Consider the following 15,242-nt stretch of genomic DNA (forward strand, 5'->3'; position numbering starts at 1 on the left):
GGCAATCGCTGCCTGACCGTGACACAGCTGGTCAAGGGGTGCGCGAGACCGTACCCGAATACGTCACTTCATCCTCACCGGAACGGGTCACCTTGATGTCCAACTGGTTCACGTCGGAGGTGGGGAACATGCGGACCGTACCCGGATAGCACTCCGTGCCCGTGACCCGGTCGAGGGTGAAGACCATGCCGCTGCCGTCGCGTCCGAGCCGGCCGGAGCAGTGCAGGTCGGCGCCCCAGCGGAACGAGCCCGCGCCGTCGCCGCCGAGGCGCACTTCCATGGGGAAGACGCGGTCGGCGGTGAAGTGCTGGGCCGAGCCGGTCCAGGTGCCTTCGAAGCCGGGGCCCTGCGCGCCGCGCAGCCAGAACACGAAGCCGGCCGCGGCCATCAGCAGCGCCGCCGCGGCGAGCGCGAGGTGCCAGGGGCGCACCCGCCGCCAGGCGGGAGCCGCGGTGCGATTGCGGGCGGCCGCCACCTGGGCGGTGATCACGGGGAAGCTGGTGGTGGGGTCGGGGTCGGTGATCACGCCGGGCTGGGCCTCAGCCGCCCCGAGCCCGACGACCCGGCCGGACCCGGAGGTGAGCGCGCCCAGCCCGGCCGGCTGCCGGGCCTTCGCACCGGCCGGAGCGGGCCGCGACGGCTCGGCGGGCTCACCGCGCTCACCGGGGGCGCTGACGCCGGCGGCGGGGCCGACTGCGGCCATCGCGCCCGTGGACAGCAGATCTCTCTCGCCCGCAGGCTGCCCCAGCAGGCGGCGCAGCACCTCTTCAGCGTCCGGCCGCTCGGCCGGCTCGGTGGCCAGGCACGCCTCGACGATCTCGCGCAGAGGCCCGCTCAGCGGGCCCAGGTCCGGCTTGCCGTAGAGCACCCTGGCCAGGATCTCCTGGTGGGTGTCGGCGGTGTACGCGGGCCGCCCTGAAGCGGTGTAGGCGACGGTCAGCGCCCAGGCCCACATGTCGGCGGGCGGCCCGGCCGGCTCGCCCTTCATCCGCTCCGGCGCCATGTAGGCGGGCGTGCCCATGGGCGTGTGGGCGGTGGCGGCGGCGTCGACCAGCCGCGACACGCCGAAGTCGATCACCCGGGGCCCGTCGAGGCCGAGCAGCACGTTGCCCGGTTTGAAGTCCCGGTGCACGACCCCGGCCCGGTGGATGGCTCCGAGCGCGGTGGCGGTGCCGATGGCCAGGCGCTCCAGCGAGCCGCCCCGCCGGGGCCCTTCGACCATGATGTGCTCGCGCAGCGAGGGCCCGTCGACGTATTCGCTCACCAGGTAGGGCCGGTCGCCTTCGAGGTCGGCGTCGAGCAATTGGGCCGTGCAGAACGCGGCCACCCTGCGTACGGCCTCGACCTCCCCGAGGAAGCGGCGCCGCCCGTCGGGATCGCCCGACAGGCTCGCGTGCAGCAGCTTGACCGCGACCGGCGCCTGCTGCGGGGAGTGGCCCAGGTAGACGACTCCCTGGCCACCCTGACCGAGCCTGCGTGTCAGCCGGTACGCCCCGAGCTGTCGGGGATCATCGGCACGTAGCTCGGACATATCCTTCCATTATGCCCGCTGACCTAGGTGGACGGCGTACTGATCGAGCAGCGGCGACATCGATTCAGGCCACGCCCGAACCCTTCCCCGCGCGGGTGACCTCGCCTCGCGTCCCGCGCGTCACCTTGATAACGATCTGTACGCGGTGCGATCTCACACCATCGCGGCGTACTCGTCCAGCACCGGCAGCACCACGTCGGCGGGCCCGCTGGGCAGATTGGCCACCGACTCGGTGACGCCGAGCCCGGCGTAGTAGTCCAGCTTCTCCTTGGTGGGCCGGATGGCGAACGGGATCACCTCGGCCATCGGCCGCCCGGCCCGCTCGCACGCCTCGCGCAGCGCCGGCAGCGCCGCCTTGACGCCGCGCCCGCCGATCGGCATCCATCCGTCGGCGTACTCGGCCACGTGCGCGAACAGCTTCGGCCCCGCGGCGCCGCCCACGTACACCGGAGGCATACTGGTGGGCTTCGGCCAGGACCAGGACGGCTCGAACCCGTCGAAGGAGGCCACCTCGTCGCGCCACAGCGCCCGGATGGCCAGCATGTTGCGCCGCGCGACCTCCCGGCGCTCGCCGTACGGCACCCCGTGGTCCTCGATCTCCTCCACGTTCCAGCCGAACCCGATGCCGACCGTCAGCCGCCCGCCCGACAGCCGCTCCAGAGTGGCCAGGGCCTTGGCCGTGACGATGGGGTCGCGCTGGGCGGCGAGCAGGATGCCGGTCCCGACGCGCAGGCGCTCGGTCGCGGCGGCGGCGAAGGACAGGGCGACGAGGGGGTCGTAGGTGCGCTTGTACTCCTCGGGCAGCTCTCCCCCGACCGGGTACGGCGTGCGCCGCGAGACGGGGATGTGGGTGTGCTCGGGCAGGTAGAGCGAGTAGAAGCCGCGCTCCTCCGCCGCCCTGGCCAGGTCCTGGACCGGCATGGCCAGATCCGTGGCGAACATCGTGACCCCGAGCCTCATCCGTCCTCCCGGCAGGCGAACCAAGCGATTGCTCGGTTAAGATTTCCAGAGTACCTTGCAGAAGACCATCCCGCGGAAAGAGGTTTCCGGTGAAGTTTTCTATCTTCCTGAATCCGCAAATTCCAGGCTCTGGGTACGCAGCCGAGGAGAACGCCAGGGCCAAGCGCCCGATCGGGCGCGACACGGAGTCGTACCAGAGGCTGCTGCACGAGGTACGGGAGATAGCCGTCCACGCCGACCAGATCGGGTTCGACGCGCTCATGATGACCGAGCACCACTTCCACTCCGAAGGGATGGAGTTCTCGGTCAACCCGTTGATGTTCCTCACCGACCTGGCAGCCAGGACCGAGCGGATCCTGCTCGCGCCGCTCGGACTCGTGCTGCCCGCCTGGGACCCCATCAGGGCGGCCGAGGACGTGGCCCTGCTGGACCAGTTCAGCAAGGGACGGCTGCGGCTGGGCGTGGCGCGTGGTTACCAGAACCGCTGGATGAACGTCCTGGGCCAGCGCTGGCAGGCCGCCGCCGCCCGCTCCGACGGCTCGGCCAGCGACACCCGCAACTTCGACGTCTTCGGTGAAGTCCTGAAGATCATGAAGCTGGCGTGGACCGAGGAGACACTCCGCTACAAGTCGGACGTGCTCGATTACCAGGTGCCCTACCCGTACGACGGCATCGAGGGCTGGCCCGCCCAGGAGTGGACCAGGACCTTCGGCGCGCCCGGCGAACTCGACGAGGACGGCAAGGTGCAGGCGGTGTCGGTCTGCCCGCGGCCGTACCAGAACCCCCACCCCGAGCTGTGGCAGCCGTTCACGATCTCGGACCGGTCGGTCATCAGGGCGGCGCAGGAGGACATCCTGCCGTGGATGTTCACCCCCAACCCCGACGACCACGCCGCCAAGGCCAAGCTCTACCAGGAGGAATCGGCCAAGCAGGGCCGCCACTACAAGCTGGGCGAGCACACCGGCATCCTGAAGATCGTCGGGATCGCGGACACCACCGAGGAGGCCATCAACACCTTCGGCCGCAGCATCCCCAAGGACTTCGCCGCCTTCTTCGGCCCGTTCGGCTACCTGGAGGTGCTGCGCAAGAAGGAGGACGAGAAGCACAAGCCCATCTCCCCGGAGAAGGGCGACGCCAAGCGCATGAACGACGTCGAGATGGCCCTGTTCGGCACCCCCGACGACGTCAAACGCGGCATCCAACGCATGCTGGACCGGATGCCGGACCTGGAGTGGTTCGGCCTCTACATGCAGGGCCAGCAGGGCGTGCTCCCCCTCGACACCGTCAAGCGCAACCTGGAACTGTTCGCCACCAAGGTCGCCCCGGAGTTCCGATGAGATTCTGGCTGGGAGCCTCCTTCGCCGACAGCGACCAGTTCGTGGAGCTGGCGCGGGCCGCCGAGCGGTGCGGGTTCGACACGCTGACGCTCTCCGACCACCTCTTCTACGCCGACTTCGCCTCGCCGTACCCGTACTCGAAGTCCGGCAGGCCGCGCTGGGACGCGCGTACGCACTGGCCGGACGTCTGGGTCACGATCGGCGCCATGGCGGCCGTCACCAGCACTCTGCGCTTCTCCCCGAACGTCTACATCGCGCCCGCCCGCGACCTGTTCACCGTGGCCAAGCTGGTCTCCACGGCGGCGGTGCTGTCGCACGACCGGGTGACGTTCGGCGTGGGCGTCGGATGGTGCAAGGAGGAGTTCGTCGGCACCGGCCAGGACTTCCACACGCGCGGCAAACGCCTGGACGCGATGCTGCCGGTCCTGCGCTCGCTCTGGTCGGGCGAGACGGTCACCGTGGACGGCCTGCCGCCGCTGTCGATCTCACCCACCCCCGCCGCCCCCATCCCCGTGTACGTGGGCGGCGACAGCGAGGCGGCGCTGCGGCGCGCGGCCCGGCTGGGCGACGGCTGGATCGGCAACCGCATCTACACCGAGGAGCAGTTCGACACCGTCCTCGCGGATCTGCGCGGCCGCCTCGACGCCAACGGCAGGAGCATGGACGGCTTCGAGATCATCGCGCCGCTGGCGGTGCTACCGGAGGCGGAGACGTACCGCCGCTTCGCCGACAAGGGCGTGACGGGGACGATGGCGGCGCCGTGGTGGCTGGCCACGCCGGAGGAGAAGGCCCGGTACGGCGAGGGCACGCTCGAACTCAAGATCGCCACCATGGAGCGCTTCGCCGAGGAGGTCATCGCGAAGATGTGACGCCCTCGCGACCGGGCGGGGTGAGCCGCGGCCCGACCGGCATGGCTCCGCCCAGGGGACGGTAGCCTCGTCTCGTGCTGGAAAAGATCACAGCCACCCGCTACGTGACTCCACTGCGGGAGGGCGGGTCGCTGCCCGGCGTCGTCGAGGCCGACGACCTCGGCACGTACGTCGTGAAGTTCCGCGAGGCCGGCCAGGGCCGCAGGGTGCTCGTCGCCGAGATCATCGCCGCCGAGCTGGGCCGCCGGCTGGGGCTGCGCACGCCCGAGCTCAAGCTCATCGGCCTCGACCCGCAGCTGGGCGCCAGAGAGCCGGACGAGGAGGTCCAGGACCTGCTCAAGGCCAGCACCGGGCTCAACCTGGCGGTGGACTTCCTGCCCGGCGCCCTCGGGTTCGAGCCGCTGGCCTGGGTGGCCGATCCGCTGTTCGCGGCCAGGGTGATCTGGTTCGACGGCCTGATCCACAACATCGACCGGAGCTGGCGCAACCCCAACCTGCTCGTCTGGCACCACGAGACCTGGCTGATCGACCACGGCGCCGCGCTGTGGTTCCACCACAACTGGCGCACCGCCGACCCGCAGCGGCCTTTCGACGCGAGCGACCACGTGCTCGCCCCCTACGCGGGCGACGTGGGCGCGGCGGGCGCCGAGCTGGCCGCGAAGATCACGCGGGAGCTGCTGGAGGGCGTGACGGCGCTGGTGCCGGACGAGTGGCTGGCCGGCGAGCCGGGTTTCGACTCGCCCTCCGACGTACGCGCCGCGTACGTCGACCATCTGCTGCGCCGGGCCCACGGCCCCGGTGGCTGGCTGGTCACCGGCGGGCAGGAGCGGGGCCGCAGGGCGGCGGGCCCCGGATCGGTCGGCGAGTTCTGGCGGGGAGGCGGCGACCGGTGATCAGGGATGTCTACGAGTACGCGGTGATCCGCGTGATGCCCAAGGTCGAGCGGGGCGAGCTGATCAACGCCGGCGTGCTGCTCTACTGCCAGCCGCGCGGCTACCTGTGCGCCCGGGTGGCGCTGGACCCGGCGCGGCTGCGGGCCCTCGACCCCCACGCCGACGTCGAAGGGGTGCGCCGGGCGCTCAGCGCGTACGAGCTGGCCTGCGGCGACGAGGCGGGCGCGCTGGCCGCCGAGCCGCTCGGGGGCAGGTTCCGCTGGCTGACGGCCCCGCGCAGCACGATCGTCCAGGCGGGCCCGGTGCACGCGGGGCTGACCGCCGACCCGGACACCGAGCTGGCCCGGCTGTTCGACCAGCTCGTCCGGGTCTGACCCCACCCGGTGGTGCGGTGAAGTGGGGAGATCGTTGGGTAGAAGCCGCAAAGAGGGAAGGGAGAGCCGGTCATGAGCGTGCCGTCCGGAGACGCCGAACGGTCCCTCGCCATGGGCGGCAAGCGCCCCTTCGAGCTGGGTGACCTCGTCGACGCGGGGGCCTACGTGGTGGACGACGGCGGCCGCATCATGCAGGTCAACCCGCGGGCCGAGCACTTGCTGCGGCGCGGCGCGGAAGAGCTGATCGGCCGCGACGCCCACGACCTGCTGCACCGCGGCGAGCGCGGCCAGCCGCTGCCGCGCAGCCGCTGCGAGATGCGCGGCCCGCTCCTGACGGGCGGCAGCGCGCAGGGCGTGGAGCAATGGCTGGAGCGGGGAGACGGCACCCTGATGAAGATCTCCTGGCTGGTCACCCCGTGCCAGGGCGACGACCCCCTGACCAGCGCCCTGGTGATCTTCCACGAGGCCGGTTCGGGCGAGACCGGGCCGCGGGAGCCCTCCCCCGTCCACACGCCGATGTCGGAGCGCGACCGGCTGGCCCTGCTCGCCGAGACGACCACGACGCTGACCTCCAGCCTCGACGTCGGCGAGACCCTGCGCCAGCTCGTGCGGCTGGTGGTGCCGCTGCTGGCGGACTGGGTGGTGATCGACCTGTTCACCGAGGAGGGATCGGTCTCCCGCGCGGTCGTGGTCCACTTCGAGAACGGCACCCTGACGCACCGCGCCGAGCTGGAGGAGCTGCTGCCGCCGCTGGCGCGGGAGTCGCCAATGCCCCTGGCGCGGGCGCTGCGCGGGGTCACCGCCGCGCTGGTGGGGCCCGAGGACTACCAAGGCCGCCCCGACTCCGCCATCACCGCCGCCCAGCAGCACCTGATGGAGGTGACCGGCATCCGGTCCGCGTGCATCGCCCCGATCCGCGGCGTGCGCGAGGTCGTCGGCGCGATCACCCTCGGCCGCTCCGAGCGGGCCGAGCCGTTCACCACCGACGACATGCTGCTCACCGAGGACATCGCCCGCCGCGCGGGGCTGGCGCTGGACAACGCGCGCCTGTACGAACGGCAGCGGCGGGTCGCCGAGACCATGCAGCGCCACCTGCTCCCCCAGCTGCCCACCGTGCGGGGGCTGGAGATGCGCGCCTGCTACGTGCCCGCCCCTGACGCCTCACAGGTCGGCGGCGACTGGTACGACGCCTTCCTCATGTCCGACGGCACGGCGGGGCTGGTGATCGGCGACGTGATCGGCCACGACCTCGACGCCGCCGCGGGCATGGCGCAGGTCTGCAACATGCTGCGCGCGTACGCGGGAGAGCTGGAGGAGCCGCCCAGCATGGTCATCGACCGGCTCGACCAGGCGGTGGCCCGCATGGCGGACCCGACGATGGCCACCGTCGTCTTCGCCCGCGTGGAACACGCGAACGGCGGCTGGCAGCTGCGCTGGACGAACGCGGGCCATCCGCCGCCGCTGCTGGTCGAGAGCGACGGGCGGGCCCTCTTCCTGGAGGGCGCGAGCGGGCTGCTGCTGGGCACCGGTCACCGCCTGCCCCGCGAGGACGCCGTCGTGCCGCTCTCGCCGGGCTCGACCGTGCTCTTCTACACCGACGGCCTGATCGAGTCGCCCAGCCACGCGCTCGACGACGGCATGGAACGGCTGAGCACGCAGGCCGCGGGCCTGATCGGGCAGCCGCTGACCGCCTTCTGCGACCGGTTCCTGGCCAGTGTCCGCCCGGCCGACAACGACGACGACGTCGCCCTGCTCGTCCTGCGCGTCCCCGGCTGAGCACGCCCGGCGCGTTCGTCGTACGCAGAGGAGCTTCTAGAAAAGCACGGACATGAAGGTGTCGACCTCGCGGAAGCCCACCTTGCGGTAGACCGAGCGCGCGGCGTGGTTGTAGTCGTTGACGTAGAGCGTCACGATCGGCGCGAAGCAGCTCATCGCGGCGTCGACCACGGCGGCCATGCCCGCCACCGCGTGGCCCCTCCCCCGCAGCTCGGGCGCCACCCAGACCCCCTGGATCTGGCAGGCGTGCGGCGTGACGGCCCCCACCTCGGCCTTGAACACGACCCGTCCGTCCTCGATCCGGGCGTAGGAGCGGCCGATCCTGATCAGCTCGGCCACCCGCGTGCGGTAGAGCGCTCCACCGTCACCGAGGTTGGGCGAGACGCCCACTTCCTCCGTGAACATGGCCACGCACGCCGGCAGCAGGATGTCGAACTCCTCCGGCCGCACCCTGCGCACCAGCGGGTCGGGCGGCACCGGCGACCTGTGCGAGATCGCCATGACCGGCTGCGCCCAGCGGATCGCCCGCGCCCGCCCCCAGTGCGGCTCCAGCCGCTCCCACAGCAGCGCGACGGCGTCGGCGGGGCCCACGATCGAGGAGCACCGCCGGCCCTGCTTGCGCGCGCGGTCGGCGAAGGCGTGCACGGCTTCGGGACCGGCGTTGACCGGCACCAGGTTGGCGCCGGCGTAGCAGAGTGACACGAGGCCACCGCGCGGCCCGAATCCCCACATCTGTCCGCCGAGTCTCGCCGGGTTGAGTCCGACGGCCCGCACTCGGGAGGAGACGAAGACGTTGGCGACCGGGTCGGAGTCAAGCAGCGCGAGAACTTCGTCCCGGTCGTTGTCGTCGAGCACGCGCGACGCCGATGTACGCAGCATCACACGGTCAGACTACGCGAAGGGTCACCGAATGGCTCATCTGGAACTGCCGACGGTAACCCTTTCTTGACGTCAGCCTCCGCGCAGCATGTCCAGCGCGCCCAGAATGCCGAGCAGCGCGTGCCTCTTCGGCTCCTGCGACGTCATGTGCTCGGCCGGACGGGGCTCGGCGGACGCGGCGCACCGCGTGTCCCTGGCCGGCAGGGTGCCGTCCCTCAGGTACGCCGCCAGGTGCCCGTCCACGCATGTGTTGCCCGACAGCGAGACGCCGTGGTTGCCGCCGCCCTCCAGCACCATGCGCGAGCGCGGGAAGAGCGCCGCCATCCGCTGCGCGCCCCGGTAGGGGGTCGCGGCGTCGTGCCTGGACTGCAGGAGCAGGATCGGCGGCAGCTTCGGCGACTGGCGCACCTGCACCGGCGTGCCGCCCCTGACCGGCCAGAACGCGCACGGGGCGTTGAACCAGGCGTTCGGCCAGGTGAGGAACGGCGCCTGCTGGTGCATCGCGGCCATGTCGGTCCGCCAGGTCGCCCACTGGCGCGGCCACTGCGCGTCACGGCACTGGACGCCCAGGTAGACGGCGTAGCCGTTCTCGTCGGACGCGTCGTTCTTGCCGTGCCTCTCGTAGATCTCGGTCAGGCCCTTGACCTCGCCCCTGCGGACGTACGCAGACCAGGCCTGGGCGAACAGGGGCCAGACCTTGTCGCTGTAGCCGGCCACCGTGAACGTGTCGTCGAGCTCACTCGGCCCCACGACCCCGCCGGCGGGCCGGGAGCGCAGCCGGTCGCGCATGGCGTAGTAGGCGAACGAGGTCTGCTTCGCGGTGGCGCCCAGCTTGTAGACGCCGTGGTGCTTGGCGGTCCAGGCCAGGAACTGGCGGTGGCGGTGCTCGAAGGAGCGGTCCTGCCTGAGGTTGGACTCGTACCAGACGGCCGTGGGGTCGACGATGCTGTCCATGACCAGGCGCTTGACCCGGTCAGGGAAGAGGGTGGCGTAGACGCCGCCCAGGTAGGTGCCGTACGAGTAGCCGAGGTAGCTGATCTTCTCCTCGCCCAGGGCAGCCCTGATGACGTCCATGTCCCTGGCGGAGTTCTCGGTGGTCAGGTGGGGCAGCAGCCAGGACCAGCGGTTGCCGCACGCGGTGGCGAACTCGGCGGCCCGGCGCAGCAGCACCCGCTCCTCGGCCTGCCCGTGCGGCACCGCGTCGGGCCTCGGGGGCTTGTAGAAGACGTCCGGGTCCACGCAGTGCACGGCCGGCTCGCTGCCGCCGACGCCGCGCGGGTCGAACCCGACGATGTCGTACCGTTCGGACACGTCGGCAGGCAGGGACGTCGCCACCAACTCGGTCAGCTCCCGCCCAGGGGAGCCTGGCCCGCCCGGGTTGAGCAGCAGCGTGCCCAGGTGGTTGGCGTCCCTCGCCACCTTGGCCTTGATCCGGTTCACGGCGATCTTGATGGACTGGCCCCTGGGCTGGCGGTGGTCGAGCGGCACGCGTACGGTGCCGCATTCGAGCGCCGCCGACACCGTCTTGCCCGCCACCTTCGGACAGGCACCCCAGATCACGGCCGCCTGCGCCTGCCGCCCGGCCACCGCCGCCGCGGCTTCCCTGCCGGCCACCGCCGCACCGTCCGCGCCGACCATCCCGGCGATGAGCACCGCCATACCGGCGACAACCCCAGCTACCCGCTTCACCCGGCCTCCTCCCTTGTCATAGGCCTAGCGATGCTCCCGTGCGCGGCTTGGAACGGTTCCGGGTATGGCGAAAAGCTTGCCAATTTGTAATCGATCAATGACAGGGAGTGAAAGCCAGGAATGTCGGTGGCCGCTGGCAGACTCGCCTCATGACCATGGAGACCGTCGTTCTCACCGGGGCCGCCGGCCGGGTCGGGTCCATGCTGCGCGAGCCCCTGCGCCGCCGCCTGACGCGTCTGATCTCGGTCGACCGCGTGCCGCTGTCCGCCGCAGGCACCGGCGAGGAGGTCCACCAGGCCGAGCTGAGCGAGCCCGACGACGTGGCGGCGCTGCTGCCGGGGGCCGACGCGATCGTCCATCTGTCCGGCGTGCCCGACGAGGCCCCGCTGCCCGACCTGCTCGATGCCAACGTGTCGGGCACCCACCACGTGCTGGAGGCGGCGCGCCGCACCGGGGTCAGGCGCGTGGTGCTGGCCAGTAGCAACCGCCTGACCGGCTGCTACCCGGCGAGCGAGACCGTCTCACCCGGCATGCCGCCGCGCCCCGACGGCCTCTACGGGGTGAGCAAGGTCGCGGTGGAGGCGCTGGGCCGCCTCTACGCCGACAAGTTCGGGCTGGAGGTCGTGTGCCTGCGCATCGGCAGCCTGGAGCCGGAGCCCGGCGAGCCCCGTCATCTGGCCACCTGGCTCAGCCCGCGCGACTGCGCCGGCTTCTTCTGGGCCGCGCTGACCACGCCTGGCCTCACCTTCGCCGCCCCCTACGCGGTGTCGGCCAACACCCGCCGCTACTGGGAGCTGGACGACCGTCTCGGCTATCACCCTCTTGACGACGCCGAGGCATATGCCGCCCGCATCCCTGGGGTGGCCGCCCACTTCACCGGCGACCCCCCTCAGGGCGGCGCCTTCGCCGACCCCGCCTACACCCTCCCGCACCTCTGACCCCGCTCGAGGTTCGCGCCGGAGTCATCGGCTCGCGACCGTAGGGCCGAGACGGGAGACTCACGCGACTGCGGGACTGAGGCGAGAGACCCGCGCCGGGGTCAGCCGACCGTGACCGTGGGGCCGGAGTCGTCGTCGAGGTCGACCTCGACGCCCATCTCCTCGGCCAGGCGCAGCGCCTCCTCGATCAGCGTCTCGACGATCTGCGACTCCGGTACCGTCTTGATGACCTCGCCCTTGACGAAGATCTGGCCCTTGCCGTTGCCGGAGGCCACCCCGAGGTCGGCCTCGCGGGCCTCGCCGGGCCCGTTGACGACGCAGCCCATGACGGCCACCCGCAGCGGCACCTTCAGGCCCTCAAGGCCCGCCTGGACCTGGTCGGCCAGGGTGTAGACGTCGACCTGCGCCCGCCCGCACGACGGGCAGGAGACGATCTCCAGGCCGCGCTCGCGCAGCCCGAGTGACTCCAGGATCTGGTTGCCGACCTTGACCTCCTCGACCGGAGGGGCCGAGAGGGAGACCCGGATGGTGTCGCCGATGCCCTCGGCGAGCAGGGCGCCGAACGCGACGGACGACTTGATGGTGCCCTGGAAGGCCGGGCCGGCCTCGGTGACGCCGAGGTGGAGCGGGTAGTCGCACTCAGCGGCCAGCAGGCGGTAGGCGTTGATCATCACGACCGGGTCGTTGTGCTTGACCGAGATCTTGATGTCGCGGAAGCCGTGCTCCTCGAACAGCGAGCACTCCCACAGCGCCGACTCCACCAGCGCCTCGGGCGTGGCCTTGCCGTACTTCTGCAGCAGGCGCGGGTCGAGGGAGCCGGCGTTGACGCCGATGCGGATCGGGACGCCGGCGTCGGAGGCCGCGCGGGCGATCTCGCCGACCTTGTCGTCGAACTTCTTGATGTTACCCGGGTTGACCCGGACGGCCGCGCAGCCCGCGTCGATGGCGGCGAAGACGTATTTCGGCTGGAAGTGGATGTCGGCGATCACCGGGATCTGCGACTTCTTGGCGATGATGGGCAGCGCGTCGGCGTCGTCCTGGGACGGCACGGCGACGCGGACAATCTGGCAGCCGGACGCCGTGAGCTCGGCGATCTGCTGCAGGGTGGCGTTGACGTCGGCGGTCACCGTCGTCGTCATCGACTGCACCGACACGGGGGCGTCGCCGCCCACGGGCACGCTGCCGACCATGATCTGGCGGGAGTGGCGGCGTTCGGCGAGCGGCTTGGGACGCACCGTCGGGATGCCGAGAGCTACAGAAGTCATTTCAACCCTTACTGTGACGACGCTTTCCAGTTTAGGTAGCTAGCGGGACTGCCCGGTTGTGAGTTCGGCCGCACGGGCGCGAGCCCAGGCGTCGGCCGCCAGCACCTCTTCGACGGAGTCGGCGGGGGTCACCTCGTGCTCCTCGACGACCTTGGCCACGGTGTCGACGATGGCCAGGAACGGCAGCCCGCCCCGCAGGAACGCCTCAAGGCACGCCTCGTTGGCGGCGTTGTAGACGGCGGGCGCGGTGCCGCCCTCGCCGCCGACGTGCCGGGCGAGCGCGACCGAGGGAAAGGCCACGTCGTCGAGGGGCTCGAACGTCCAGGTGTGGGCCTTGGTCCAGTCGATGGCCCGCGCCGCGCCCGGGATGCGTCTGGGGTGGCCGAGCGCAAGCGCGATCGGCAGCCGCATGTCGGGCGGGCTGGCCTGGGCCATGGTCGAGCCGTCGACGTATTCGACCATGGAGTGGATCACCGACTGCGGGTGCACGACCACCGCGATGCGGTCGAAGCCGAGGTCGAACAGCAGGTGCGCCTCGATCACCTCCAGCCCCTTGTTGACCAGGGTGGCGGAGTTGATCGTGATGGCCGGACCCATGGACCAGGTGGGGTGCGCCAGCGCCATCTCGGGCGTGACGCCTGCCATGTCCTCACGCCGCATGCCCCTGAACGGCCCGCCGCTGGCGGTGATCACGAGCCGCTTGACGGCCGAGGAGTCGTAGCCGGCGGGCCCGGCGGCCCACAGGGACTGCTGCACGGCCGAGTGCTCGGAGTCGACCGGAAGGATCTGGCCCGGCTTGACCAGCCGCTTCACCAGCGGCCCGCCGATGATCAGCGACTCCTTGTTGGCCAGCGCGAGCGTGCGGCCCGCTTCGAGCGCGACGAGGGTGGAGGTCAGCCCGAGCGCGCCGGTGATGCCGTTGAGCACCATGTCGCACGGCCATCCGGCGACCTCCGCGACCCCCTCGTGGCCGGCGAGCACGACCGGCCGGGCGCCGAGTGCGGCCAGCGCCTCCTTCAGTGCGGGCACGGCCGCGGGGTCGGCCACCGCCACGGCCTCGACCCCGAACTCCGCGGCCTGGCGCGCCAGCAGTTCGACCTTGCCGCCACCGGCCGCCAGCCCGGCGACCTTGAAGCCGCCGGGGTTGGCGGCGATGACGTCGAGGGCCTGGGTGCCGATCGAACCGGTGGAGCCGAGCACGACCACGGAGCGGAGGGTCTCTTCATGCACGTGTCCATTGTCCCCGCTGTTCGGCGTACTCGGGCACGCGGGACCCCAGACCCCAGAAATCCCCTCCTTATGTGACACGTGATAAGGGAGTTCATTTGTGACGGAATATAGCCATATCGGTATGAGCAAATCTTGAGAAATCTGGATATTGAGCCCGCTACCTTCCTAGGCCCAGGTCCGGTTTACGGAGGTTACGTAATGCAACGCAAATTCGCCCTGCTTTCCGCCGCCACGCTCACCGCCGTCGCCCTCACCGCCGCCCTGGCCCCGCCCCCCGCGAGCGCGGCTCCTGCGCAGGCCCAGCAGCGGGTGCAGGGCCAGGGGCAGGGGCAGGGGCAGGCGCGGGTGCCGGCGCCGCCGAAGCCCGCCCAGCGGGCCGCCGCCGACACGGCCACCGAGCGGCGGCAGGTCATGACGTACTGGACGGAGCGGAGGATGGAGGCCGCCAAGCCCTTGGACGCGCCGAAGCCCAAGGCCGGACTGACGGCCGACGCGCCCGAACAGGGCAGCTCTTGGACCGCTCCACCCACCCGCGGCCAGTCCGGCGCCGGCGTGGACCTCCAGGCGGCGCGGAGCGGGGGCGAGGCGTGGACCGGCGGCGGCGCGGTCGCCCGCACCACCGGCCGCATCTTCTTCACCACCCAGGGCCGCAACGCCTCCTGCTCGGGCACGGCGGTGACCAGCGCCAACAAGAGCGTGGTGCTGACCGCGGGCCACTGCGTGAAGATGAACGGCGCCTTCCACACCAACTGGGTCTTCGTCCCCGGCTACGCCGCCGGCAACCGCCCCTTCGGCACCTGGCCCGCCACCAGGCTGCTGACCACGCAGCAGTGGAACGCGAGCGAGGACATCAACTTCGACGTCGCCGCCGCCGTGGTCGCGCCCCTGGAGGGCAAGACGCTGGTGGACGCCGTGGGCGGCCAGGGCGTGGCCTTCAACCAGCAAAGACGCCGGCAGATGTACGCCTTCGGCTACCCCGCGGCGACCCCGTACGACGGCTCGAAGCTCGTCTACTGCTCGGGCCGCACCTTCGACGACTTCCTCGCCTCCAACGACCTGGGCCTGACCTGCAACATGACCGGCGGATCCAGCGGCGGCCCCTGGATGCTGAATTTCAACGAGTCGACCGGGCTCGGCACCCAGAATTCCGTCAACAGCTTCAAATACAACTTCGCCCCCAACTGGATGTTCGGCCCCTATTTCGGGAACGAGGCCCAAGCCGTCTACCAAGCAGCACAAAGCACCAACGCACTCTGAGGAATTTACCGAAAGTAGTCACAAGAACACATCTCGTAGTGCACACTCGGGGGCCATGACCTTGAGCACCCCCCTGCTTGCGGCGGCCCCGCTTCTGGCAGGGCTGATCGGCCCCGCGCTCATCGGCGCGGCCCCCGCCCGCCAGCAGAACCGCCTCCAACCTGATCAGCATCCTGTCGCTGGCGGCCACCATCGGCGTGATCACGGTCGGGGCCACGTTCGTCATCATCGGCGGCGGCATCGA

The 15,242-nt window shown here is 71.2% G+C and carries 14 protein-coding genes; 8 read left to right on the forward strand and 6 right to left on the reverse strand.

Annotated elements, in window-relative coordinates; all coding sequences use genetic code 11:
* Positions 1–31: 31 nt before the first annotated feature.
* Both AB0C27_RS05000 and AB0C27_RS05005 read right to left on the reverse strand, forming a co-directional pair.
* The gene (locus AB0C27_RS05000) at positions 32–1,531 is read right to left on the reverse strand and encodes a serine/threonine-protein kinase (RefSeq protein ID WP_357837942.1); all 1,500 of its coding nucleotides are present in this window, start codon (positions 1,529–1,531) and stop codon (positions 32–34) included.
* 153 nt (positions 1,532–1,684) lie between these two features.
* Positions 1,685–2,491, reverse strand: a complete 807-nt coding sequence (locus tag AB0C27_RS05005) for an LLM class F420-dependent oxidoreductase (RefSeq protein ID WP_357837945.1) — start codon at positions 2,489–2,491, stop codon at positions 1,685–1,687.
* Positions 2,492–2,580: 89 nt separating this feature from the next.
* Here AB0C27_RS05005 and AB0C27_RS05010 point away from each other — a divergent pair, with 89 nt between their 5' ends.
* The 5 genes from AB0C27_RS05010 (at position 2,581) to AB0C27_RS05030 (ending at position 7,740) form a co-directional block, all read left to right on the forward strand.
* Positions 2,581–3,828 carry an LLM class flavin-dependent oxidoreductase gene (locus AB0C27_RS05010; RefSeq protein ID WP_357837947.1) on the forward strand — a complete coding sequence of 416 codons (1,248 nt, stop codon included), beginning with the start codon at positions 2,581–2,583 and terminating at the stop codon, positions 3,826–3,828.
* The gene (locus AB0C27_RS05015) at positions 3,825–4,697 is read left to right on the forward strand and encodes a TIGR03619 family F420-dependent LLM class oxidoreductase (protein WP_357837950.1); all 873 of its coding nucleotides are present in this window, start codon (positions 3,825–3,827) and stop codon (positions 4,695–4,697) included. Before AB0C27_RS05010 ends, AB0C27_RS05015 begins: the two co-directional genes overlap by 4 nt.
* Positions 4,698–4,771: 74 nt before the next feature.
* Positions 4,772–5,590 (forward strand): HipA family kinase, encoded by an 819-nt coding sequence (locus AB0C27_RS05020; protein ID WP_357837953.1) that lies wholly within the window; start codon positions 4,772–4,774, stop codon positions 5,588–5,590.
* A 35-nt stretch (positions 5,591–5,625) separates the two neighbouring features.
* Positions 5,626–5,964 carry a DUF3037 domain-containing protein gene (locus tag AB0C27_RS05025; RefSeq protein ID WP_357838025.1) on the forward strand — a complete coding sequence of 113 codons (339 nt, stop codon included), beginning with the start codon at positions 5,626–5,628 and terminating at the stop codon, positions 5,962–5,964.
* A gap of 72 nt (positions 5,965–6,036) precedes the next feature.
* Positions 6,037–7,740 (forward strand): SpoIIE family protein phosphatase, encoded by a 1,704-nt coding sequence (locus AB0C27_RS05030; RefSeq protein WP_357837956.1) that lies wholly within the window; start codon positions 6,037–6,039, stop codon positions 7,738–7,740.
* A gap of 36 nt (positions 7,741–7,776) precedes the next feature.
* On the opposite strand, the gene AB0C27_RS05035 is transcribed toward AB0C27_RS05030, so the two are convergent.
* Together AB0C27_RS05035 and AB0C27_RS05040 are read right to left on the reverse strand one after the other, a co-directional pair.
* Complete coding sequence (locus tag AB0C27_RS05035) at positions 7,777–8,619, reverse strand: GNAT family N-acetyltransferase (protein WP_357838028.1); 843 nt, start codon at positions 8,617–8,619, stop codon at positions 7,777–7,779.
* Positions 8,620–8,691: 72 nt separating this feature from the next.
* Positions 8,692–10,308 (reverse strand): alpha/beta hydrolase, encoded by a 1,617-nt coding sequence (locus AB0C27_RS05040; RefSeq protein WP_357837959.1) that lies wholly within the window; start codon positions 10,306–10,308, stop codon positions 8,692–8,694.
* Between the two features lie 149 nt (positions 10,309–10,457).
* Between AB0C27_RS05040 and AB0C27_RS05045 the strand changes: the two genes are divergently transcribed.
* Entirely contained in the window at positions 10,458–11,246 is a 789-nt protein-coding gene (locus AB0C27_RS05045; RefSeq protein ID WP_357837962.1) for an NAD(P)-dependent oxidoreductase, read from the forward strand.
* A 101-nt stretch (positions 11,247–11,347) separates the two neighbouring features.
* Here the strand turns inward: AB0C27_RS05045 and ispG are convergent, their stop codons facing one another.
* Both ispG and dxr read right to left on the reverse strand, forming a co-directional pair.
* A complete protein-coding gene (gene ispG / locus AB0C27_RS05050; RefSeq protein ID WP_357837965.1) occupies positions 11,348–12,511 on the reverse strand; it encodes a flavodoxin-dependent (E)-4-hydroxy-3-methylbut-2-enyl-diphosphate synthase in 1,164 nt (387 codons plus the stop codon).
* 39 nt (positions 12,512–12,550) lie between these two features.
* Entirely contained in the window at positions 12,551–13,741 is a 1,191-nt protein-coding gene (gene dxr, locus AB0C27_RS05055) for a 1-deoxy-D-xylulose-5-phosphate reductoisomerase (RefSeq protein WP_357837968.1), read from the reverse strand.
* A gap of 198 nt (positions 13,742–13,939) precedes the next feature.
* On the opposite strand from dxr, the gene AB0C27_RS05060 reads away from it, so the two are divergent.
* Both AB0C27_RS05060 and AB0C27_RS05065 read left to right on the forward strand, forming a co-directional pair.
* Positions 13,940–14,998: a peptidase gene (locus AB0C27_RS05060; protein WP_357837971.1), complete on the forward strand. Its 1,059-nt coding sequence runs from the start codon at positions 13,940–13,942 to the stop codon at positions 14,996–14,998.
* A 55-nt stretch (positions 14,999–15,053) separates the two neighbouring features.
* Positions 15,054–15,242, forward strand: a 189-nt coding sequence (locus tag AB0C27_RS05065) for a hypothetical protein (RefSeq protein ID WP_357837974.1), incomplete at its 3' end; no start/stop codon positions are given.

Source organism: Nonomuraea sp. NPDC048882, assembly GCF_040649755.1.
Lineage (GTDB): Bacteria > Actinomycetota > Actinomycetes > Streptosporangiales > Streptosporangiaceae > Nonomuraea > Nonomuraea maheshkhaliensis.

Excerpts from the sequence above, each read along its gene's own strand:
- AB0C27_RS05005 (WP_357837945.1), bottom strand. The coding sequence starts at position 2,491 with ATGAGGCTCGGGGTCACGATGTTCGCCACGGATCTGGCCATGCCGGTC.
- AB0C27_RS05035 (WP_357838028.1), bottom strand. The coding sequence starts at position 8,619 with ATGCTGCGTACATCGGCGTCGCGCGTGCTCGACGACAACGACCGGGAC.
- AB0C27_RS05030 (WP_357837956.1), top strand. The coding sequence starts at position 6,037 with ATGAGCGTGCCGTCCGGAGACGCCGAACGGTCCCTCGCCATGGGCGGC.
- AB0C27_RS05000 (WP_357837942.1), bottom strand. The coding sequence starts at position 1,531 with ATGTCCGAGCTACGTGCCGATGATCCCCGACAGCTCGGGGCGTACCGG.
- AB0C27_RS05025 (WP_357838025.1), top strand. The coding sequence starts at position 5,626 with ATGCCCAAGGTCGAGCGGGGCGAGCTGATCAACGCCGGCGTGCTGCTC.
- ispG (WP_357837965.1), bottom strand. The coding sequence starts at position 12,511 with ATGACTTCTGTAGCTCTCGGCATCCCGACGGTGCGTCCCAAGCCGCTC.
- AB0C27_RS05060 (WP_357837971.1), top strand. The coding sequence starts at position 13,940 with ATGCAACGCAAATTCGCCCTGCTTTCCGCCGCCACGCTCACCGCCGTC.
- AB0C27_RS05045 (WP_357837962.1), top strand. The coding sequence starts at position 10,458 with ATGACCATGGAGACCGTCGTTCTCACCGGGGCCGCCGGCCGGGTCGGG.
- AB0C27_RS05015 (WP_357837950.1), top strand. The coding sequence starts at position 3,825 with ATGAGATTCTGGCTGGGAGCCTCCTTCGCCGACAGCGACCAGTTCGTG.